18 protein-coding genes are annotated in these 21,256 nt (G+C 74.1%); 6 read left to right on the top strand and 12 right to left on the bottom strand.

From position 1 onward, the window contains the following. Positions 1–39: 39 nt before the first annotated feature. Positions 40–1,638 (bottom strand): NAD(P)/FAD-dependent oxidoreductase, encoded by a 1,599-nt coding sequence (locus AQJ11_RS05730; protein WP_107120790.1) that lies wholly within the window; start codon positions 1,636–1,638, stop codon positions 40–42. Positions 1,639–1,867: 229 nt separating this feature from the next. Between AQJ11_RS05730 and AQJ11_RS05725 the strand changes: the two genes are divergently transcribed. After that, on the top strand, positions 1,868–2,821 hold the full coding sequence (locus AQJ11_RS05725) for an LLM class F420-dependent oxidoreductase (RefSeq protein WP_059262088.1): 954 nt from the start codon (positions 1,868–1,870) through the stop codon (positions 2,819–2,821). A 39-nt stretch (positions 2,822–2,860) separates the two neighbouring features. Here the strand turns inward: AQJ11_RS05725 and AQJ11_RS05720 are convergent, their stop codons facing one another. Continuing rightward, complete coding sequence (locus AQJ11_RS05720; RefSeq protein ID WP_059262087.1) at positions 2,861–3,295, bottom strand: phage holin family protein; 435 nt, start codon at positions 3,293–3,295, stop codon at positions 2,861–2,863. 82 nt (positions 3,296–3,377) lie between these two features. Between AQJ11_RS05720 and AQJ11_RS05715 the strand changes: the two genes are divergently transcribed. After that, a complete protein-coding gene (locus tag AQJ11_RS05715; RefSeq protein WP_014676003.1) occupies positions 3,378–3,725 on the top strand; it encodes a VOC family protein in 348 nt (115 codons plus the stop codon). Positions 3,726–3,731: 6 nt separating this feature from the next. Here the strand turns inward: AQJ11_RS05715 and AQJ11_RS05710 are convergent, their stop codons facing one another. From AQJ11_RS05710 to AQJ11_RS05670, 9 genes are all read right to left on the bottom strand, one after another. Then, positions 3,732–4,277 carry a GNAT family N-acetyltransferase gene (locus AQJ11_RS05710; protein ID WP_059262086.1) on the bottom strand — a complete coding sequence of 182 codons (546 nt, stop codon included), beginning with the start codon at positions 4,275–4,277 and terminating at the stop codon, positions 3,732–3,734. 53 nt (positions 4,278–4,330) lie between these two features. Next, on the bottom strand, positions 4,331–5,254 hold the full coding sequence (locus tag AQJ11_RS05705; RefSeq protein ID WP_014676001.1) for a S66 peptidase family protein: 924 nt from the start codon (positions 5,252–5,254) through the stop codon (positions 4,331–4,333). Beyond that, positions 5,251–7,218: a S9 family peptidase gene (locus tag AQJ11_RS05700; protein ID WP_059262085.1), complete on the bottom strand. Its 1,968-nt coding sequence runs from the start codon at positions 7,216–7,218 to the stop codon at positions 5,251–5,253. The genes AQJ11_RS05705 and AQJ11_RS05700 overlap by 4 nt, the downstream gene beginning before the upstream one ends. A gap of 3 nt (positions 7,219–7,221) precedes the next feature. Further along, the gene (locus AQJ11_RS05695; protein ID WP_014675999.1) at positions 7,222–8,538 is read right to left on the bottom strand and encodes a M20/M25/M40 family metallo-hydrolase; all 1,317 of its coding nucleotides are present in this window, start codon (positions 8,536–8,538) and stop codon (positions 7,222–7,224) included. Beyond that, positions 8,531–9,364 (bottom strand): M55 family metallopeptidase, encoded by an 834-nt coding sequence (locus AQJ11_RS05690; protein ID WP_059262084.1) that lies wholly within the window; start codon positions 9,362–9,364, stop codon positions 8,531–8,533. Before AQJ11_RS05690 ends, AQJ11_RS05695 begins: the two co-directional genes overlap by 8 nt. 70 nt (positions 9,365–9,434) lie before the next feature. Then, positions 9,435–10,154, bottom strand: coding sequence for a class I SAM-dependent methyltransferase (locus AQJ11_RS05685; protein WP_014675997.1), 720 nt, complete (start codon positions 10,152–10,154; stop codon positions 9,435–9,437). A 139-nt stretch (positions 10,155–10,293) separates the two neighbouring features. Next, a complete protein-coding gene (locus tag AQJ11_RS05680; RefSeq protein ID WP_059262083.1) occupies positions 10,294–12,747 on the bottom strand; it encodes an ATP-binding SpoIIE family protein phosphatase in 2,454 nt (817 codons plus the stop codon). Positions 12,748–12,890: 143 nt separating this feature from the next. Beyond that, positions 12,891–15,290: an MFS transporter gene (locus tag AQJ11_RS05675; protein ID WP_059262082.1), complete on the bottom strand. Its 2,400-nt coding sequence runs from the start codon at positions 15,288–15,290 to the stop codon at positions 12,891–12,893. Positions 15,291–15,452: 162 nt separating this feature from the next. Then, positions 15,453–15,896, bottom strand: a complete 444-nt coding sequence (locus tag AQJ11_RS05670) for an SRPBCC family protein (protein ID WP_058082695.1) — start codon at positions 15,894–15,896, stop codon at positions 15,453–15,455. 134 nt (positions 15,897–16,030) lie between these two features. Here AQJ11_RS05670 and AQJ11_RS05665 point away from each other — a divergent pair, with 134 nt between their 5' ends. The 3 genes from AQJ11_RS05665 to AQJ11_RS05650 all read left to right on the top strand — a co-directional run bounded on the left by AQJ11_RS05665 (position 16,031) and on the right by AQJ11_RS05650 (position 18,338). Continuing rightward, entirely contained in the window at positions 16,031–17,074 is a 1,044-nt protein-coding gene (locus tag AQJ11_RS05665; RefSeq protein WP_059262081.1) for an Rv2578c family radical SAM protein, read from the top strand. A 329-nt stretch (positions 17,075–17,403) separates the two neighbouring features. Further along, on the top strand, positions 17,404–17,823 hold the full coding sequence (locus AQJ11_RS05655; protein ID WP_059262080.1) for a RidA family protein: 420 nt from the start codon (positions 17,404–17,406) through the stop codon (positions 17,821–17,823). Then, positions 17,820–18,338, top strand: coding sequence for a GNAT family N-acetyltransferase (locus tag AQJ11_RS05650; protein ID WP_059262079.1), 519 nt, complete (start codon positions 17,820–17,822; stop codon positions 18,336–18,338). Before AQJ11_RS05655 ends, AQJ11_RS05650 begins: the two co-directional genes overlap by 4 nt. Before the next feature lie 7 nt (positions 18,339–18,345). Here the strand turns inward: AQJ11_RS05650 and AQJ11_RS05645 are convergent, their stop codons facing one another. Beyond that, positions 18,346–18,927 (bottom strand): adenylosuccinate lyase, encoded by a 582-nt coding sequence (locus tag AQJ11_RS05645; RefSeq protein WP_014675989.1) that lies wholly within the window; start codon positions 18,925–18,927, stop codon positions 18,346–18,348. Between the two features lie 388 nt (positions 18,928–19,315). Between AQJ11_RS05645 and AQJ11_RS05640 the strand changes: the two genes are divergently transcribed. After that, complete coding sequence (locus AQJ11_RS05640; protein WP_059262078.1) at positions 19,316–21,130, top strand: 3-hydroxyacyl-CoA dehydrogenase family protein; 1,815 nt, start codon at positions 19,316–19,318, stop codon at positions 21,128–21,130. Positions 21,131–21,256: the final 126 nt, after the last annotated feature.

Raw genomic sequence — 21,256 nt, 5'->3', positions numbered from 1 at the left:
TCGGCCGCGCTCGGTGGCGCTCGGTCGCGCTCGTCGCGGTCAGTCGGGTTCGTTCGCGCGGTCCGCGGGATCGGCGGGGTCCGTGCGCTTGACGGGGCCGGGGGCCGGATGGTCCGGCCCGGCACCGGCGGGTTCACCGCCGGGCTGGTTCTTGGCGGGCTCACCGCCCGGCTGGTTCTTCGCCGGCTCACCGCCCGGCTCCGGCTTCACCGGCTCACCGCCCGGCTGGTTCTTCGCCGGCTCACCGCCCGGCTCCGGCTTCACCGGTTCCTCCGGCCTCGGCTTGTGCGTCATGAGTTCCTCTCCTGCCGGTACGGCCGGCCGCTCCGGGCCGCCGGGTACCCGCGCCAGTTCCGGTGAGGCCGTGTCCAGCGGGACCGACCAGGCGCGCACCAGGCCCAACTGGACGCCCTGGCGCGGGAGTACGGCGTCCAGCAGCCAGTCGGCGGCGACCCGGACCCGGTTGCCGGGCAGCGCCGCCAGGTGGTAGCCGCGGGTGACGGCACCGGCCGCCGGGCCGGACAGCGGGATGCCGAACGGGTTGGCGGCGGCCCGGACCCCGCCGAGGTCGACGGCGAAGCCCAGGTCTCGGTGGCGGTAGGGGCGCCGGCGCCGGCCGAGGCCGAGCGAGCCGGCCACGTTCTCCGCGGCCACCCGGCCCTGCCGCCAGGCGTGCTGGGCCGTCATGGGCGTGAACGACCCCGGACGCTCCAGGTCGGGCACGGCAGCCGCGTCCCCACAGGCGAACACGTCGGGCCGGCCCGGCATCCGGAGAAAGGGGTCGACGATCAGCCGGCCGTGCTCCAGCGGCTGCCGGACGGCCTCCACCAGCGGATCCGGCCGTACGCCCACACACCACACCAGCGTCCGGGACGGGACGAACTCCCCGTCGGTGAGCAGCACCCCGTCCCGCATGGCCTCCTTCACCGACGTGCCCATGCGCACGTCGACGCCCCGCGCCCGCAGCACCCGGTCGGCCGTGCGGGACAGCCGCTCGTCCAGCTCCGGCAGCACGCGCGGCGCCACGTCCAGCAGGAGCCAGCGGGGGCGCAGCCCGCCGGGCAGCGGGTGCCGGCGGGCCAGGCGGTCGGTGAGCATCTGGAGGTGGGCGGCCACCTCGGTGCCCGTGTAGCCGGCGCCGACCACCACGAAGGTGCACCGGGCGGCGCAGCTCTTGGTGTCCTCCTCGGCGGCGGCGAGTTCCACCTGCCGGGTCACGTGGTCGCGCAGGTACAGCGCCTCGGGCAGCCCGCGGAAGCCGTGCGCGTGCTCGGCGACACCGGGGATCGGCAGCAGTTTGTTGACACTGCCGACGGCCAGCACCAGCCGGTCGTAGCCGAGGGTGCCCGCACCGCCCTCGGGGTCGACGTAGCGCACGGTCCGCGCGTCCAGGTCGACGCCGTCCGCCTCGCCGAGCACCAGGCGCACCCCGCGCAGCGTGCCGGGCAGCGACACGGTGACCCGGCGGGCCTCCAGGACCCCGGCGGCGACCTGCGGCAGCAGCGGCAGGTACAGGAAGTAGTCGGTCGGGTTCAGCACGGTGATGTCGGCCCGGTCGCGGGTCAGCCGGGCCAGGGTGCGCGCAGCCCGGTACCCGGCGAAACCGGCGCCGACGATCACGACGCGAGGTCGGCTCACGGTGCGCCTCCGGCGGTGTGGCTCGTCCGAGGTCTTCCGCGTAACCGGGGCCGGGGCACCCAAACGCCGGGCCGGTCACCCGGACGCCGGTCGGAGCACCCGAACGCCGCCGCGCCGCAGGCCGGGGCCCGCCGCGCACCGACGTGCCCGCGTTTCGCGCTGTCGGCCCCGGTTACCCGGGCCGCGTCCGGATCACCCCACCAGCTTCGCCCGCGCGGAGGTTCCCCCCATGCCCGAGTACGGCTATTTCCTGGCGAGCGAGGAGCACGACCCCGCAGCCCTCGTCGAACAGGCCCGGATGGCCGAGCAGGCCGGTTTCCAGGCGCTGTGGATCTCCGACCACTACCACCCGTGGAACGACGCGCAGGGACAGAGCGCGTTCGTGTGGTCGGTGATCGGAGCACTGTCGGAGGCGGTGTCGCTGCCCATCGAGACCGCGGTGACCTGCCCGACCGTGCGGATGCACCCGGCGGTCGTGGCGCAGGCCGCGGCGACCAGCGCGGTGATGACACAGGGCCGCTTCCGGCTCGGCCTCGGCACCGGCGAGGCGCTGAACGAGCACATCCTCGGCGACCCGTGGCCGCCGCTGTCCGTGCGCCTGGAGATGCTGGAGGAGGCGATCCAGGTGATGCGCCGGCTCTTCACCGGCGAGGAGGTCACCCACCACGGCACCCACTACACCGTGGAGAACGCCCGCCTCTACACCGTCCCCGAGGAGCCCGTCCCGATCGACATCTCCGGCTTCGGCCCGAAGGCGACCGCCCTGGCCGCCCGCGTGGGCGACGGCTACATCACGATGATGCCGGAGGAGGAGATGGTCACCCGGTTCCGCAAGGGCGGCGGCGGGGCCAAGCTGGTCAGCGGGGGCACGAAGGTCTGCTACGGCCCCGACCGCGACGAGTGCGTCCGTACGGTGCACCGGCTCTGGTACAACGAGCTGCTGCCCGGCGAGATGGGGCAGGTGCTGCCCTCGCCGCGGCACTTCGAGCAGTTGCAGGAACTGGTCACCGAGGACATGGTGCGGGAGAAGTCGGTGTGCGGGGACGACGTGGACGAGCACGTCTCGGCGCTGAAGGCGTTCGCCGACGCCGGGTTCGACCGGGTGTACGTGAACCAGATCGGGCCGGACCAGCGGGGGTTCTTCGACTTCTACCGGACGAAGGTGCTGCCGCAACTCGGCTGACGGGGGGCGGGGCGGTGCCGGCGGCCCCACCCCTCGCCGTCAGGCCCCGCGGTGGGGCGCGTCCGGCGGTGTGTGTGGCATCGGGGGAGTCTGCGGCACCGGCGGGTACGGCATGCCCAGACCGCCCGGCGGGGCGGGCGGCGGGGTGCCGCCGACCACGCGGTGCGGGGCGTGGGGCCCGTGCCCGGAGTGGGCGGCGCCGCGGAGGAAGTAGGCCACCGCGCCTAGGAGCGCGGCGGTGATCAGTGCCGCGGCCCAGCCGGGCAGGCCGATCGCCAGGGCCAGGCCCACGGCGAGGGCCACCGCGCCGCCCGCGTAGAGGGCGGCGGCACCCGACGCCGCGTAGAGCACGGCGGTGCGGCGCTGTTTGCGGGACTGCTCGCGCAGCTCCTCGCGTACCGTCTCGCGTGCCACCTGTGCCAGCTCTTCGACAAGGTGCTTGTCCAGATGTTCCAGGTGATCCAAACGGTCCATACCCTGCGGGTACCCGCCGGACACAGTGGGTAACGCCCGGGGGGCCTGCGCGCGCCCGGCGACCCCAACTAGGCTCGGACGCATGGAGATTCTGGGCGCCTCGCTGCGCATCTGCGTCGACGACCTCGAAGCCGCGATCCCCTTCTACGAGCGCCTGGCGGGCGGCACGGCCCTGCGCTTCCAGCGCGGCGGCGTCCAGGTCGCCGCGGTCGGTTCCTTCCTGCTGATGAGCGGTCCCGAGTCGGAGCTGGAGATCCTGCGCAAGGTGACGGCGACGATCGCGGTGAAGGACGTGGACGAGGCCCACCGGCTGCTGACCGGGCTGGGCGCCACGATCGTCGCCGGGCCGGTACCGACGCCGGCGGGCCGGAACCTGCTGGCGGTGCACCCGGACGGCTCGGTCTTCGAGTACGTGGACCAGCGGGGCTGAACCCGCTCAGTCGCGCATCTCGGTGGTGAGCGCCCAGCGTTCGTGATCGCGCCAGGCCCCGTCGACGTAGATCATGTCGGGTGAGAACCCCTCCCGGCGGAACCCGGCGCCCCGGGCGAGGGCGAGGGAGGCCGCGTTGCCCGGCTGGGCGTTGATCTCCAGCCGGTGCAGGCCGAGCGGCCCGAACGCGTACCCGATCACCAGCTCCAGCCCTTCGCGCATCAGGCCCCGCCCGGCCGCGTGCGCGAAGACGCCGTAGCCGAGGGCGCCGGACTGGAAGCCGCCGCGCACGATGTTGTTGATGTTGATGAAGCCGGCGATGGCCCCGCTGTCCTTCTCGCACACCAGGAAGCCGGCCCGCGCCGGGTCCTCGATGAGGCGGCCGGCGTAGTCGGCGTACGCCTCCTCGGTGTCCGGCGGGAACAGCCAGGGCCGGTGCAGGTCCCTGCTCTCCCGGGCCCGTGCGGTGAACTCGGGGCCGTCGGCGAGGGTGAAGGGGCGGAGGGCGACGCGCGGGCCCTCGGCGAGGGGGCGGGACGGCGGGTGCGGCATCCGGCCAGCCTACGGCGTCCGCGTGGCGCCGGCCCCTCCGGCCGGCCGCCGCGTCAGCGCAGCGCCGGCTCGTCCAGCGTCAGCGTGCCCGCCTCCGCGTCCAGTGTGGCCGCGACGCCTAGCGGCATCGTCAACGCCCCCTCGCCGTGGCCGAATCCGACGTTCTCCGCCACCGGGACGCCGAGTCCGCCGAGCCGGTCGGCCAGCAGGGGCCGCAGTCCGGCGTAGTCCGCGCAGCCCTCCCAGGAGCCGAGCAGCACCCCGCGCACCCCCTCCAGCCAGCCGGAGCGCAGCAACTGGGTGAGGTACCGGTCCAGCCGGTACGTCTCCTCGCCCACGTCCTCCAGGCAGAGCAGTCCGCCGCGCGCGGAGGGCCGCGCGTGCGGGGTGCCGAGTTCGGCGGCGAGCAGGGACAGGCAGCCACCGAGGGTGACGCCCCGGGCGCGGCCCGGGACGAGGGCCGTACCGCCGGAGGCGATCGTGCGGACGGTCTCGGGGGCGAACAGCGTGGCCCGCAGGTGCTCCTGGGCCCGCGCGTTCTTGATGAAGTCGACGCCGGCCGCCATCGGCCCGTGCAGGGTGGCCAGGCCCAGGCGGGTCGCGAAGGCCTCGTGCAGGACGGTCAGATCGCTGAACCCGACGAAGACCTTGGGCCCGGCCGCCCGCAGCGCGTCCCAGTCGAGCAGGTCGATCATGCGCTGCGCGCCGTAGCCGCCGCGGGCGCACAGCACGGCGTCCACGGTGGGGTCGCACCAGGCGTTCTGGAGGTCGGCGGCGCGGTCGGCGTCCGTGCCGGCCAGGTAGCCGAACTCCGGGTGCCGGTCCAGGACATGGGGTCCGACCACCGGGTCGAGGTCCCAGCCGCGCAGCACGTCGAGGCCCGCCTGGAGCCGCTCCTCGGGCACCGGTCCGCTGGTGGCGACGACGGCGACCCGCGCGCCCGGGGCCAGCCTGCGCGGCCGCAGGAGTTCCTTCATGGGTTCAGCTCCACCTTCGGCACCGGCGGTGTCGGGTCCAGCCCGAACACCTGGGCGTACAGGGACAGTTCGGCCTCCAGGGCGCGGACCATGGTGTCGGCCCGCCGGAACCCGTGCCCCTCCCCCGCGAAGGTGAGGTAGGCGTGCGGCACGCCCCGGCCCGCGATCCGGGCGAGGAAGCGTTCGCACTGGGCGGGCGGGCAGATGACGTCGTCCAGGCCCTGGAGCAGCAGGAACGGCGCGGTGAGCCGGTCGGCGTGCGTGGTCGGCGAGCGTTCGGCGTACCGGTCGGCCACCTCGGCGCGCGGGCCGATCAGCGACTCCAGGTAGCGGGACTCGAAGTCGTGGGTCTCGCCGGGGCCCCAGGTGGCGAGGTCGAGCACCGGGTAGATGACGGTGCCGCAGGCGTAGACGTCGGTCGTGGCCAGGGAGGCGGCGGTGGTCCAGCCGCCCGCGCTGCCGCCCCGGATCGCCAGCCGGGCGGGGTCGGCGGTGCCCTCGTCGGCGAGGGCCCGGGCGACGGCCGCGCAGTCCTCGACGTCGACCACGCCCCACTGCTCGCGCAGCCGCTCCCGGTAGGCCCGGCCGTACCCGGTGGAGCCGCCGTAGTTCACCTCCGCGACCCCGATGCCCCGCGAGGTGAAGTAGGCGATCTCCAGGTCCAGTACGAGCGGCACCCGACTGGTGGGGCCGCCGTGCGCCCAGATGACGTACGGGGGCAGTTCGCCGTCGGGGGCGGTGCGGGCGGGGTGGTGCGGCGGGTAGAGGTGGGCGTGCACCTCGCGGCCGTCGGGGCCGGTGAAGGTGCGGGTCCGCGGCTCGGGGTAGTAGGCGGGGTCGACGGGGTCCCGGTGCGGGGAGCCGATCACCCGGGCGCGGCCGGTGGCGGTGTCCAGTTCGACCACTTCGTAGGCGGTGCGGGGGCCGGCGGCGACCGCGACGACGCGTGTGCCGTGGGCGGCGAGGCCGGCGGCGCACTCCGTCCACGGCCCGACGGCGTCCACGATCTCGCCGGACTCCGGGTCCAGTATCCCGAGCGCGGCCGGCCCCCGGCCGTGCACGACCGCCAGCAGTCCGTTGTCCAGGGGCGCGAACCAGCGCAGCCCGAGCTGCCACAGCGGCCCGCCGAACTCCTCCTCGCGCGGGCACAGGGGGGTGCCGTCACGGTAGAGGTTCCACCAGCCGCTGCGGTCGCTCACGTACAGCAGGCGGCCGTCCGCCGACCACTCGACCTGGGCGACGGCCTCGTCCGGGCCGCCGGCGACGGTCCGCGCGTGTGTCAGCCGGCCGTCCTCCCCCACGTCGGCGACCAGCAGCTCCGTCCCATCCCACGGCATCCGCGGGTGGTCCCAGGCCAGCCAGGCGGCCCGCCGGCCGTCCGGGGAGAGCCGGGCGCCGGTGACGAACCGGTGCCGGGGCTCGACCAGTTCGCGGACGGCGGCGCGGTCGTCGGCGGCCGAACCGTCCAGCGGTACGGCGGCGTGCACCCGCCGTATGTCGTCGGGGCCGTCCCCGGTGGACTCCTCCAGCACGCACCACACCTCACCGCGGGCGAGGTCGATCCGGGGCTCCGCCCAGCGCAGGCCGCCGCCCACCGGGGAGACCGGGGTGAGCGGGGCGGGCTCGCCGCCGGGCTCGTACCGGTACAGCCGCTGGTCGGCGAAGTGCACGAAGACGATCAGCGGCCGGCCGGCCCGGACCGCCCCGGTCCAGGGCCGGCCGCCGTACTCGATGACCCGGCTGCGCACGTTCCACGGCGCGGGCAGCACCGACTCCTCGCCCCCTTCGGCCCGCCGCCGTACCAGGGCCCGCCGGCCGCCCTCGGCCGGCCGGGGCTCGGTCCACCAGACCTCGTCCCCGACGAAACCCACCCAGTCCGGCCGCCCGTCGTGCGCGGCGGCGAGGGCCGCGTCGATCGGCGAGGGCCACGATCCGTACGGCGCGCTCCGCATCCGCTCCCCCATCGTCTAGGCCGTCCGCAGGAACCGGTCCAGGACGCGGACCCCGAAGTGCAGCGCCGCCACGGGCACCCGCTCGTCCACGCCGTGGAACAGCGCCTGGTAGTCGAGGTCCACGGGCAGCTTCAGCGGGGTGAAGCCGTAGCCGGTGATGCCGAGCCGGGAGAACTGCTTGGCGTCCGTGCCGCCCGACATGCAGTACGGCACCACGTGCCCGCCCGGCGCGAACTCCTCCACCGCGGCCCGCATCCTCGCGAACACCGGCGCGTCCACCGGTGCCTGGAGGGCCACTTCGCGATGCGCGAACTCCCAGTCGACGTCCGGCCCCGTCAGCTCGTCCAGCGTGGCGGTGAACTCGGCCTCCCCGCCGGGCAGGCAGCGCCCGTCCACGTGCGCGACCGCCTCGCCCGGGATGACGTTGAGCTTGTAACCGGCGTCCAGCATGGTCGGGTTGGCGCTGTTGCGGACGGTCGACTCGACGAGCTTGGCGGCCGGGCCGAGCTTCTCCAGCAGCCGGTCCACGTCGGTGAAGTCGGGGTCGATGCCGTACAGCGCGGCGAGCTCGGTGAGGGCGGCCCGTACGGTGGGCGTGAGCCGCAGCGGCCACTCGTGCTCGCCGATGCGGGTGACGGCGGCGGCCAGCCGGGTCACCGCGTTCTCCCTGTTCACCTTGGAGCCGTGCCCGGCCCGGCCCCGCGCGGTGAGCTTCAGCCAGGCGGTGCCCCGCTCCCCCGCGGCGATCGGGTAGATCTCCCGCCCGGACCCGTCGTGGAAGGTGAAGGCGCCGGACTCGCTGACGCCCTCCGTGCAGCCCTCGAAGAGTTCGGGGTGCCGGTCGGCGAGGAACCCGGAGCCGTCCTCGGCGCTGGCCTCCTCGTCGGCGGTGAACGCCAGGACGATGTCCCGGCGGGGCCGTACGCCCTGCCGGGCCCAGAACCGGACCACGGCCAGGATCATCGCGTCCATGTTCTTCATGTCGACGGCGCCCCGCCCCCACACCACGCCGTCGCGGACCTCACCGGAGAACGGGTGCACGGTCCAGTCGGCGGCCTCGGCCGGCACCACGTCGAGATGCCCGTGCACCAGCAGCGCGTCGGCGGACGGGTCGGTGCCCTCGATCCGGGCGACCACGTTGGTGCGGCCCGGGGTGCGCTCCAGCAGCAGCGGGTCCAGGCCCGCCCCCGCCAGCCGTTCGGCCGCGTACTCGGCGGCGGGCCGCTCCCGGCAGTCACCGCCGCCCCGGTTGGTGGTGTCGATGCGGATCAGGCCGGAGGTGAACTCCACGACCTCGGCCAGGGCCAGTTCGTCGGCCTGCTGGTCAGCCATACTGCTCCTCCACGGCGGCAGAGACGATCGTGGTGACCGCCTTGAACGTCCTGATCCCCTCGTACATCGTGGCGCTGGTGTACGCCACCTTCCGCTCCCCGGTCCGCGCCACGCCGGGCACGACGGTCGCGGCCATCGCGAGATGTTCGGCGTCGAACTCGACGGCGACCGTGAACGGCCCGGCGTCCACCGGTTCCTGACGGACCGCCAGGCGCGCGGCCTCCTTGGCCGCCGCGCGGATGTCGGCCGCGGTCCGGGCCGGGGTGCGGCAGACGGCCGCGTACCGCGACACATGGTCCTTGACGGCGACCTTCAGCGCCTCGGGCGCGTAGCCGAGGGCGTCCTCGCAGGCCACGTCGTCGCCGGTGACGAGGACGACGGGGACGCCGTACTCGGCGGCGACGCGCGCGTTGAGCAGACCCTCGCTGGCACGGACGTCGTTCAGCCACACCCCGGTGATCTGGTTGGCCAGGTAGGTGTGGGCGAGGACGCCCTCCATGCCGGCGCCCGCGTGGTAGCCGACGAACGCGATGCCGTCGACGTCACCGTGCTGGACGCCCTCCACCATGGACAGCGCCTTGTGCCGGCCGGTGAGCATCTCGACCCGCTCGTCGAGGCGCTCCAGGAGGAGGTTGCGCATGGTCCAGTGGGCCTCGTTGACGAGCACCTGGTCGGCGCCGCCGTCGAAGAAGCCCTCCACGGCGGCGTTCACGTCCGAGGTGAACATCGACCGGCACCGCTCCCACTGCGGCGTCCCCGGCAACACGTCGGCGGGCCAGGTGACGCCCGTGGCACCCTCCATGTCGGCACTGATGAGGATCTTCATGGTCCGTCACGTTACGCGTCGAGCGGCGGACAGGCTACGACCTCGCCCGAGGAAGCGATCTCGGGTCCGGTCAGGCTCCGGCGAGGACGAACCAGCGGGCCGGCAGGTCGATGCGGGTGCCGTCCGCGAGGTGCTCGGTCTGCGGCAGTGTCGTCTCGCCCTCGGCCAGGACGGTGAGACCGGCCTTGACGAGCAGCTGCGGGATCTCCTCGTCGGAGGCGTCGGCGGGCTTGAGGCCGTGGTGGAAGACGCGCTGGAGCTTGGGCCCCGGGCCGCCCGGCTCGGACGCCGCCCGCCGCAGGACGTCGCGGGAGCCGGAGGTGAGCTCGACCACGAAGGCGCGGCCCTCGGTGCCTATGAGCTCGGCGACGGCGGCGGCCACCGCGGGGCGCGCGGCCGGTTCGCTCTGGTGGATGACGGCCCGCATGTAGACATGGCTGTCGCCGAGCCGCTGGTGCAGGGCGCGGACGGCGTCGGTGTCGGTGAGGTCGAGCTGCTGGAACTCGACGGGGCCGCCGTTCGCGGCGCGCCGGGCGTGCTCGACGGCGGCGTGCGAGAGGTCGACGCCGACGGCGCGGGCGAAGCGGGTGGCCAGGTAGCGGGTCTGGGTGCCGTTGCCGCAGCCGAGGTCGACGATGGTCCGGCCGGTGTCGGCGTGGGGCAGGAGCAGGTCGGTGTGCGGTGCGGCGGTCAGGGAGGGGTCGGCGTCCCAGATCGCCTCGCCCCGGCCGTCGGAGGTCTCACGCCAGTAACTCTCCCACGCGTTGCGGTAGTTCTCCGAGACGTTCATGTGATCTCCCCACGGGTCGGTTCCGTGATCGGGATATCGCGGGGAACGGGAGCAGGGCAAGGGTCCGGTGGTCACCTTCACGAGATGTACGGCCGCTGGTCGCCCCGCGCGGCGCGCGGTCCTCGCCCCGCGTCCGACGTCAGTGACCGCTGGTGACGGCCTGCTCGAACCAGACGGTCTTGCGGTGTCCGCTGGCGCTGGCGCCCCATTCCCGGGCCAGCCGGCTGACCACGCGCAGGCCACGGCCCGACTCGTCGTGGGGGCCGGCACTCAGCATGGCGGGCAGGGCGGGTTCGTCGTCGGTGACCTCGAACAGCAGCGCGTCCGTGCGGACCACCCGCAGCCCGATCCGGTCGCTCTCCGCGTGCCGGACGGCGTTGGTGACGACCTCGCTGACCAGTAGCTCGGCCGTCTCCACGGCCTGCGGCAGGCCCCACTCCAGGAGCCGTTCGCGGACCAGGCGGCGGGCCCGGGCCACCTCGCGCGGGTCGGCGTCGAGCCGCCACTCGGCGACGTGCTCGTCGGGGATGCCGTTGAGGCGGGCCATGAGCAGGGCGACGTCGTCCTTGCGTCCGCCGCGGGTGTTCAGGGCGCGGATGATGGTGTCGCAGGCGTCGTCCATGGAGGCCGCGGGGTGGGCGGCGGACTCGCAGAGCGCGGCGAGGCCCTCGCCGATGTCGGAGCCGCGCACCTCGACCAGGCCGTCGGTGCACAGCACCAGCCGGTCGCCGGGCGCGACCTTGACCCGCGTCACCTCGAAGGGGACGCCGCCGACGCCGATCGGGGCGCCGGTGGGCAGTTCGAGGAGTTCGCTGCGGCCGTCCTCGGCGCGGACCAGCACGGGCGGGATGTGGCCGGCGTTGGCGAGGGTGAGGTCGCCGCGGATCGGGTCGTACACGGCGTACAGGCAGGTGGCGAGGTAGGTGTCGCCGAGCCTGCGGGCCAGGTCGTCCAGGTTGCGCAGCAGTTGGGCGGGCGGGGTCTCCATCGCGGCCATGGTCTGCACGGCGGTGCGCAACTGGCCCATCATCGCGGCCGAGTTCAGGCCGTGGCCCATGACGTCGCCGACCACGAGGGCGGTGCGGGAGCCGGGCAGTTTGATGGTGTCGAACCAGTCGCCGCCGATCCGGCCGAGCCGGGTGCCGGGCAGATAGCGGGTGGCGATGTCGCAGCCGGCCATCCGCGGGGTGACCTGCGGCAGCATGCTGTCCTGGAGGGTGTCGGCGACGTTCTCCTGGTAGGTGTACATACGGGCGTTGTCGAGCACCAGGCCCGCGCGGGCGGCGAGTTCGGCGCCCGTGGTGCGGTCCATGTCGTCGAACTGCGGCCGGTCGGGGCGGCGCATCAGCACCATGAAGCCGAGGACGACGTTGCGCGCCTTGAGCGGGACGATGAGCAGCGACCGGCCGCTGATGAGGGGCCGCAGGTCGCGCTTCTCGAACTCGCCGGAGATGCGCTCGGACAGTTCCTCGGTGACCCTCGGGACGAGCACCGGCTCGCCGGTGACCATGCACTTGTAGAAGGGGGTGTGCTCGGGGAAGGCGAAGGCCTCGCCGACGGGCACGGTGTCGTCCCAGCGGCCCGGTTCGTCGTTGTGCTCCACCCAGACGCGGAACATCACGGTGCTGGCGTCCGGCGGGCCGTCCGGGAAGCCTTCGCCGGCCAGCACCGCGGCGCGCAGATGGGTGCCGGCGAAGTCCGCGAACCGGGGCACGGCGGCGCTGGTGACCTCGCGGATGGTCTCGCCGAGGTCCAGGGAGGAGCCGATGCGGGAGCTGACCTCGTTGAGGAACTCCAGCCGCTCGCGGACGGCGGCGTACTCCAGGTCCTGTTCGGCGCCGGCCGGGACCACGGTCACGGCCCGCTGCTGCGGTACGACGGCTTCTTCGGCGCGGGTGCGGCCGGGGCGGCGGGGCACGCCCCAGTCCGGGGTCACGGGCACCCGCTCGTACTGGCTGAACTCCAGGATCGGATAGCCGAGTTCGAGGACCTGCGCGACGATGCGGGCGCTGAGTCCCGGACCCATGTTGGGCAGGATCTCGGGCAGCCGCCGTTCGAGTTCGTCGGAGGCGGGCAGTTCGGTGTGGCGGGCGAAGCCGGGCGAGATGCGTTCGGCGGTCTCGTCGTCGTAGCCGCGTCGCTCGCGCAGCCGGGTGGCGTCGGCGGCGAGCACGAGCAGCCGGGCGGGTCCGGGGCCGATCAGCGGGTAGGCCCACCACAGCACGTCCAGCCGCTCGCCGTCGGGCGTCTGCGGGGGCGGGCAGAGGCGGGCGCGGCCGGCCGTGGCGTAGCCGGTGTGCCCGCCGAGCGAGGTCTCCAGGTCGGGGCCGGGTCCGTCGTACGTCTCGCACGCGTCCGGCACCGCGCCGTCCTGGAGGTCCTCCGGCAGGGCACCGGAGACGGGCAGCAGATCGGCCGCGGGCTGTCCGACGGCGTCCTCGCGGCCCACGCCGAACAGGCGGCGCGCGCCGGTGCTCCAGTGGGACACCAGTCCGGCCCGGTCGACGACGACCACGGCCAGCGGAATCCGGCCCGCGGCGGTGTCGCCGACGCCGCGCCCGGGAGCTGTGTCCCGCTCGCTGCCACGGTCCATGGCCCAGGCCCTCTCTCCCCACGGCTGTCCGCAAACGATCTGTGCCGCCCGCCACTACGGTAGGACGACCGCCGGGCGCGATGTGCGGCAATGCTGGAATTGGTTCCAGTTGATCGCTCCGGCGCGGCGAGCGGGCGCCCCGCTCAGTCCTCGTGGCCCAGTTGGAGATCCCGTTCCGTCCGGCCACCCCCCGCGACCTGCAACACCGTGGCGACCGGCGGGTAACCTGCGGCGATGACGGTGTACTCGCCGGAGGAGAGGTCGACGAACCGGAACGTTCCGTCGGCTCCGGTGGTGAGGGTGTCGACGACGTTGCCGGCGGCGTCGAGCAGGGTCACGCGCGCGTCCTCCACGGGCCGTCCGCCGCTCGCCCGGACGGTGCCCCTCAGCACGGCGCCGCCCGCGAGTTCGACGTCCTGCCGGGTCTCCCGGGAGGCCTGCACGGTGACCGGGAGCGCGGCGGGCCGGAAGGCGGGGGCGCTGGCGGCGAGGGTGTACTCGCCCGCGACCAGTTCCGTGATGACGTAGCCGCCCTCGCGCCCGCTGCGGGTGCTCGCGACGACCTCGCCGTGCACGTTGGTGAGCGTGACGGCGGCGTCGCGGACGGGGCTGCCGTCGGCGGTGAGCACGCTGCCGGCGAGGCGGCCGGCGCCGCCGAGGACGACGTCGAGTTCGACGGGGCGTTCGCCGACGGTGACGGAGACGGCCTGCGGCTGGTGCCCGCCGGCGGCGGCGATCAGCACGTACGACCCGGAGCCGGGCGTGCTGAGCGCGTACCGGCCGTCGTCGCCGCTGGCGCCCCGTCCGATCTGCTGTCCGGCGACGTCGATGAGGGTGAGGGCCGCGCGGGGCACCACGGTGCCGTCGGGGTGCTGCACGGTGCCGCAGACGGGGACCCCGGCGGCGTAGGGCGCCCGGGCGCCGGGGATCGAGGCGGTCACGGTCTGCGGCTCCGTTTCGGCGGTGTTGTGGGACACCAGTGGTTTCTCCTTGAGGAAGAAGGCGATGAGCAGGCCGAGGGCGAGCACCGGCACCAGGTAGAGGAAGATCCGGGGCATCGCGTCGGCGTAGGCGCGGATGTAGGCGTCGCGCAGGGCCGGGGGCAGCGCGTGGACGAGCTGCGGGGTGATCGAGTCGGCGGCGGGCAGTCCGGAGCCCGCGCGCGGGGGCAGCTCCTCGCGCAGCGAGGAGGTGAGCCGGTCGGCGAAGAGGGTGCCGAAGACGGCGGCGCCGACGCTGCCGCCGATCTGCCGGAAGTAGTTGTTGGCGCTGGTGGCGGTGCCGAGGTCGGCGGGGCGGACGGAGTTCTGCACGGCGAGGACGAGGACGGGCATGACCAGGCCGATCCCGGCGCCGAGGACGGCCATCCAGACGCTGTAGTGCAGCCGGGGCGTGTCGGTCTGAAGCCGGGACAGCAGCCACATGCCGACGGTGGCGACGGCGCAGCCGAGCACGGGGTAGACCTTGTAGCGGCCGGTGTGGCTGATGAGCTGTCCGCCGATGATGGAGGCGCCGACGATGCCGGCCATCATCGGCAGCATCAGCAGCCCGGACTCGGTGGCGCTGGCGCCGTCGACCATTTGCAGGAAGGTCGGCAGATAGCTGGCGGCGCCGAACAGGGCGACGCCGATCACCAGGCCGACCAGGCCGCTGAGGGCGAACACGGAGTCGCGGAACAGCCGCAGCGGGATCAGGGGTTCGGCGGCGAAGCGCTCGGCGACCAGGAAGAGGACGGTGGCGAGGAGGGCGCCGGCGCCGAGGCCGAGGATCTGCCGGGAGCCCCAGGCGTACTCGGTGCCGCCCCAGCTGGTGAGCAGGACCAGGCAGGTCGAGGCGGCGGCGAGCAGCAGGGTGCCGAGGACGTCGAGCCGGGCGCGTGCGCGCGGTCTGGGGAGCTTGAGGACGACGGCGATGACGGCCAGGGTGACCAGGCCGAAGGGGACGTTGACGTAGAAGCACCAGCGCCAGGAGAGGTGGTCGGTGAAGTAGCCGCCGAGCAGCGGTCCGGCGACGGAGGCGAGACCGAAGACGGCGCCGATCAGGCCCATGTACCGGCCGCGCTCCCGGGGCGGCACGATGTCGGCGATGATCGCCTGCACACCGATCATGAGTCCGCCGGCGCCGACGCCCTGGACCGCGCGGAAGGCGATCAGCTGGTCCATGGTCCCGGCCCGGCCGGCGAGGGCGGAGCCGAGGACGAAGACGGCGATGGCGAACTGGAAGACGCCCTTGCGGCCGACCAGGTCGCCGAGTTTGCCGTAGACCGGCAGGCCGATGGTGGAGGTGAGCAGGTACGAGGTGATCGCCCAGGACATCTTGTCCAGGCCGTGCAGTTCGCCGACGATCTTCGGCAGGGCGGTGGCGACGATCATCTGGTCGAGGGCGGCCAGCAGCAGGGCCAGCATCAGCCCGACGAAGACCAACCGCGCCCGGCGGGGCCCGATGCCGGCGGGCGGCGCGGGAGGCGGCGGTGCGACCACGGTCTCCTCGCCGGAGGCCGGTGCCACGACCGGCTCGCGCTTCAGCAGAGTCGTCCCGCCCATGTACCGCTCCCCTCGTCACACCCGTTCACATTTCCCGCGTAAGGCGTCAACTGCGAACAACTGCGGCGAGTTACGGCGCGATCCGGTATGGGCCGGAGATGCACTCGAACCGGTGAAGGGGCCGACCGGCGGTCAACCCCCTTTCACCGGTGGGTGCTTGGGCTACTTCTCGACCTCGGCGGCGAGCCTGGCGAGCAGGGCGTCGTAGATCCGGCCGAGGCCCTTGGGCGCGAAGGTCCTCTCGAAGAAGCCGCCGATGCCGCCGGCGCCCTGCCAGGTGGTGGTGACGACCACGCGCGAGGCGCCCTCACCGGCGGGGGTGACACGCCAGGTGGTGACCATGGAGGAGTTGCGGTCCTTCTCGACCAGCTCCCCGTCGGTGGGCTCGCTGACCTCCAGCAGGCAGTCGCGCACCCGCTTGCTGGTGGCCTGGAGCTTCCAGTGGACGAGGGTGCCCTCGCCGTCGCCGCCCTCGCGCACCTCGTACTCGCTGAACTGCTCGGGCAGCAGCTTCTGCCGCGTGCCGCGGTAGTCGGCGAGGGCGTCGAACACCTTCTCCGCGTCCGCCGCGACGACCCGCTCCGTAGTGGCCTCGACCTGCGCCATTGCGTTCCTCCACGACCTGGTTCCTCGGGGTTGGGGCAAGCCAACCACCCCGGCGCCCGGCCGCCCAAATCGGGGTTCGCACGATCATGGGAACATGTGTTCTATTCTGTGGGCAGCGCGAGCGAGGAGGCGTCATGCGCTGGGAGAACCTCACGGACGAGAGCGAACACGGCCGGGCCGCGGACGCCGCGCTGTTCGGCGCGGACGCCGTCACCACCCGGACGTTCGACACGCCCGAGTTCCAAGGAATCACCTTCCACGAGGTCCGGGCGCGCTCGGTGCTGAACCGGGTGCCGGGCGCCTCCCGCATGCCGTTCGAATGGACGGTCAACCCCTACCGGGGCTGCACGCACGCGTGCGTCTACTGCTTCGCCCGCAAGACGCACGGCTACCTGGACCTGGACACCGGCATCGGCTTCGACACCCAGATCGTGGTCAAGGTGAACGCCCCCGAGGTGCTGCGCCGCCAGCTCGGCTCCCCCCGCTGGCGGGGCGACCACGTGGCGATGGGCACCAACGTCGACTGCTACCAGCGCGCCGAGGGCCGCTACCGGCTGATGCCGGGCATCATCTCCGCGCTCACCGATCACGCGAACCCGTTCTCCATCCTCACCAAGGGCACCCTGATCCTGCGCGACCTGGACCTGCTGGTCCGGGCGGCGGAGGTGACGGACGTGGGCGTCTCGGTCTCCGTCGGCTTCCTGGACGCCGGGCTGTGGCGCACGGTGGAGCCGGGCACGCCCGCGCCCGAGCGCCGGCTGGACGTCGTCCGCGCCTTCGGGGAGCACGGGATCGGCTGCGGGGTGCTGATGGCGCCGGTGATCCCGTTCCTGAGCGACCACCCGGACCAACTGCGGGCCACGGTACGGGCCATCGCGGCGGCCGGGGCCACCTCCGTCACCCCGCTGGTGCTGCACCTGCGCCCCGGCGCCCGGGAGTGGTTCACGGCCTGGCTCGGACAGCACCATCCGCACCTGGTGCGGCGGTACGAACGGCTGTACGCGGAGGGCGCCTACGCGCCCAAGTGGTACCAGCGCCGGATCACCCGCCAGGTGCACGAGCTGGCGCAGGAGTACGGCATCGGGCCCGCGCGCCCGGGGCTGGCCCGCCGGATCCGCCCGGCCGAGCCGGCACCGGCCCCCACGGAGCCGGAGCCCGTCCAGCTCAGCCTCATGTGAGGACGCCCCGGGGCGTCGGAGGGCATCCCACGGTCTCGCAGGGCGGCGGCAACCACAGCGTCAGGCTGAGCGGCAACACGTGTCCGGACGGGTACCCGGCCGCGTATCCGGGCGACGGCAGGGTGCCGCGCGGCGGCGGCCCGGTGGACGCGGTCTGCCCGAGGTCCCCCGCCCCGACACCGCTGAAGGCGAAGCCGGCGTCATCGGGCTCCCGCGGCTCCACCCTGCACGGCCTGCTGGGCTCCCACCGGTAGCCGGTAGCCGGTGGTCGGGCACCGGGCACCTCGTCCGTCGGGGGCGTTGTCAGTGGGGTGGGCCATCATGGGGCCATGAGCGAACCGACCCGGGCCGGTCGTGGACCGATCCGCATTCCCGCGCCGGCCGGGGTGTTCCCCGCCGCCCAGTACACCCATGTGGTGACCGCGACGGGCCGCCTCGTCGCCGTCTCCGGCCAGCTTCCCCTGGACAAGGACGGCGAGTTGGTCGGGCCGGGTGATCCGGCGGCCCAGGCGCGGCAGGTGTTCGCGAACCTGCGGCGCTGCCTGGCCGCCGCGGGAGCCCGCTTCGAGGACGTGGTGAAGCTGACGTACTTCGTCACGGACATGGCCCACATGCCGGCGATCCGCGCGGCCCGCGCCGCCCACATACCCGACGACCGCCTGCCCGCCTCCTCCGCGGTGCGGGTGGCCGGGCTGGTGGCGCCGGAGTTCCTGCTGGAGGTCGAGGCCCTCGCGGTGGTGGCCGCGTGAGTGCCCTGACGATCCGGGAGATGACCCTCGCCGACTGCGACCGCGTCTCCGGGATACGGATCCGTGGCTGGCGGCACGCCTACCGGGGGCTCATGCCGCAGCCGTACCTCGACGGGCTCAGCGTCACCGCGGACGCCGAGCGGCGGCGGGCCCGGTTCGCCGAAGGGAACGGCTCGGTGGTGAACCTGGTCGCCGAGCGGGACGGCACGGTGGTCGGGTGGGCGGCGCACGGGCCGTACCGGGACGGCGGGACGCGCACCGGCGACGCCGAGTTGTACGCGATCTACGTGGAACCGGCCCTGCTCGGCGGCGGGATCGGGCGGGCGCTGCTCGCCGCGTCGGCCGAGCGGTGCCGGGGGTTCCCGCGCATGCTGCTGTGGGTCCTGAAGGAGAACGCGCCCGCCCGCCGCTTCTACGAACGCGCCGGGTTCCGGCCCGACGGGGCCGAGGAGCCCTTCGAGGTGGACGGCGTACCGGTGCCCGAGGTGCGGTACGTGAAGACGCTGCGCGGCTGACCGGGCGTCAGCTCGGCTGCTGTTCCGGTATCCGCGCCAGCGCGTGCACCGCGGCCTCGGCGAGCGCGGGGTGCGCGAGGGCCTCGGTGAGGACCCGCCGGGCGCGGGCGTCGCCGAGCGCGCCCAGGCCCTCCACGCAGGCGAGGGCCACCCGGCGGTAGGGGTCGTGCGGGCGCAGCCGCCGCTCCAGCGTGGTGATCAGCGCGGGCACGGACTCCGGGGCGCGCAGGGCGACCAGGAGCCGTACCGGGTGCAGGGCGTAGGCGACGCGGAGCTCGTTGGTGGCGAGGGCCGCGGCGGCCCGTGCCGTGCGCGGGTCGCCGAGCCGGGCGAGGGCGTGCGCGGCGGAGGCGCAGCGCGGCGGGTCGCGGTGGTTGAGCAGCAGCACCAGGGACTCGAAGGCGCGCCGGTCGCCGGCCCGGCCGAGGCGGAACGCGGCCAGCTCCCTGGCCCAGAGCGGCTGTCCGGGCGCGGTGAGCACCTCCGCCAGTTCGTCCTGGTCCCCGGTGGCCAGCAGGTGCTCGAACGCGGCCGAGCCGCCCGACTCCCGCCGTAAGCGTTCCGTGAGCGATCGCGACTCTTCGTCCACGAGGTCCAGCGTAGGCGGGTGGCGGCGGCGGAGGGAGCCACATCACAAAGTCGGTTCGCACTCGGGGACTAGCGCGCTCGTTACCCGCCGGTTAAGCTCATACGAGCGAGCAACCCTCTCGCATTTCCGCTGGCGAAGGTCTGGTGACGCGGCCGTCGCGAGCGAGCAGGTCGGTTCGGTACGCCGTGCGTACCGCGGTACGACCCGGCTTCGGGACAGAGCCGGTCGGAAGTCCGCCGCTCCCGGGCGTGTGCACGCCCGTGGCACCGGCGCCCCCGGGCGTGTGCGCTCGCAGCCCGGCAACACCCGCACTCTCCCCGCTCCGTGGTGCGCCCTGAGGCGCACCCGGCGCGCTCCTCGTCGTCACCCTCATTCCTGGAGTCCCGCGATGGCCACTCCCCTGTCCGACTCAGCTCTGTCCCCGCTGTCCCCGCTCAAGACGATCGCCGTGGTCGGCCTCGGCACCATGGGCACCGGCATCGCCGAGGTCCTCGCGAAGGCCGGCCGCGAGGTGATCGGCATCGACATCAGCGAGGCCCGGACCGCGCAGGCGCTCGCCACCCTGGAGGCCGCCACCACCCGCGCCGTGGCGCGCGGCCGGCTCACCGAGGAGGAGCGCGCCCGGGCGCTGGCCCGGGTCCGCACCGCCACCGACCTCGGCGCGGCGGCCGACGCCGACCTCGTCATCGAGGTGGCCCCGGAGTCGTACGAGATCAAGCAGCAGATCTTCCGCGAGCTGGACGGCATCGTCCGCCCGGGGACGATCCTGGCGACCGGCACCAACGCGCTGTCGGTGACCCGGCTGGCGGCCGGCTCCGCCCGTCCCGAGCGCGTGCTCGGCCTGCACTTCTTCAATCCGGCGCCGGCGATGAAGCTGGTCGAGGTCGTCTCCTCGGTGCTGACCGCGCCGCAGGCCGTGGCGGCCGTCACCGACCTGGCGATCGAGCTGGGCAAGGAGCCGGTCGCGGTCGGCGACCGCCCCGGCTTCGTCGCGGACGGGCTGCTCTTCGGCTACCTCAACCAGGCCGCCGCCATGTACGAGGCCAGGTACGCCTCCCGCGAGGACATCGACGCCGCCATGCGGCTCGGCTGCGGCCTGCCCATGGGCCCGCTCGCCCTGCTGGACCTGATCGGCGTCGACACCGCGCGGACGGTCCTGGAGGCCATGTACGCCGAGTCCCGGGACCGGCTGCACGCCCCCGCCCCGATCCTCAAGCAGCTCAGCGAGGCGGGTCTGACCGGCCGCAAGTCGGGGCGCGGCTTCTACACCTACGAGGCGCCGTGCAGCGGGACCGTCGTGCCGGACGCGCTGACCCCGGCGGCGGGCGCCTCCCCGGTCGCGGGCCGCGAGGTGCGCTCGGTGGGCGTCGCCGGGTCCGGCACCATGGCCTCCGGCATCGCCGAGGTGTTCGCCAAGGCCGGCTACGACGTCGTCCTGGCCGCCCGCAGCGAGGAGAAGGCGCAGGCCGCCAAGGCCCGTATCGGCACGTCGCTCTCCCGCTCCGTCGACAAGGGCCGGCTGACCGCCGAGGCCGCCGCGCGGGTCCTGGACCGGATCACCCCGGCGGGCTCCTACGACGCCTTCGCCGAGGTCGACCTGGCGGTCGAGGCGGTCGCCGAGGACCTGGAGGTCAAGCGGCAGCTGTTCGCCACGCTGGACAAGGTGTGCAAGCCGGGCGCGGTCCTGGCGACCACCACCTCGTCGCTGCCCGTCGTCGCCTGCGCCCGCGCCACCTCGCGCCCGCAGGACGTGATCGGCATGCACTTCTTCAACCCGGCACCGGCGATGAAGCTGGTCGAGGTCGTGCGGACGGTGCTGACGGCGGACGACGTCCACGCGACCGTGCGCGAGGTCTGCACGAAGATCAAGAAGCACGCGGTGGACTGCGGCGACCGCGCCGGTTTCATCGTGAACGCGCTGCTGTTCCCGTACCTCAACAACGCGATCAAGATGGTGCAGGAGCACTACGCGTCCCTCGACGACATCGACGCGGCGATGAAGCTGGGCGGCGGCTACCCGATGGGCCCCTTCGAACTGCTGGACGTGGTCGGGCTGGACGTCTCGCTGGCCATCGAGAAGGTGCTGCACCGCGAGTTCCGCGATCCCGGTCTCGCCCCGGCTCCGCTGCTGGAGCACCTGGTGGCCGCGGGCTGCCTGGGCCGCAAGACCGGCCGCGGCTTCCGCGAGTATGCCCGCCGCTGACGGCGCCGGCGACTGGTCCCGGACGGAGCCGGACTGGGGCGGACTGCTCGACCCGGGCGGCCCCGCCCCGCCGGCCCGGCCCGGCGGTCCCCCGTCCTCCGGGGGCGGGGGACACCCCGGACCTGC

The sequence above is a fragment of the Streptomyces corchorusii genome, assembly GCF_001514055.1.
In the GTDB taxonomy this organism is placed as follows: Bacteria; Actinomycetota; Actinomycetes; order Streptomycetales; family Streptomycetaceae; genus Streptomyces; species Streptomyces olivaceoviridis.
This window is presented reverse-complemented; position numbering and strand designations above follow the sequence as displayed.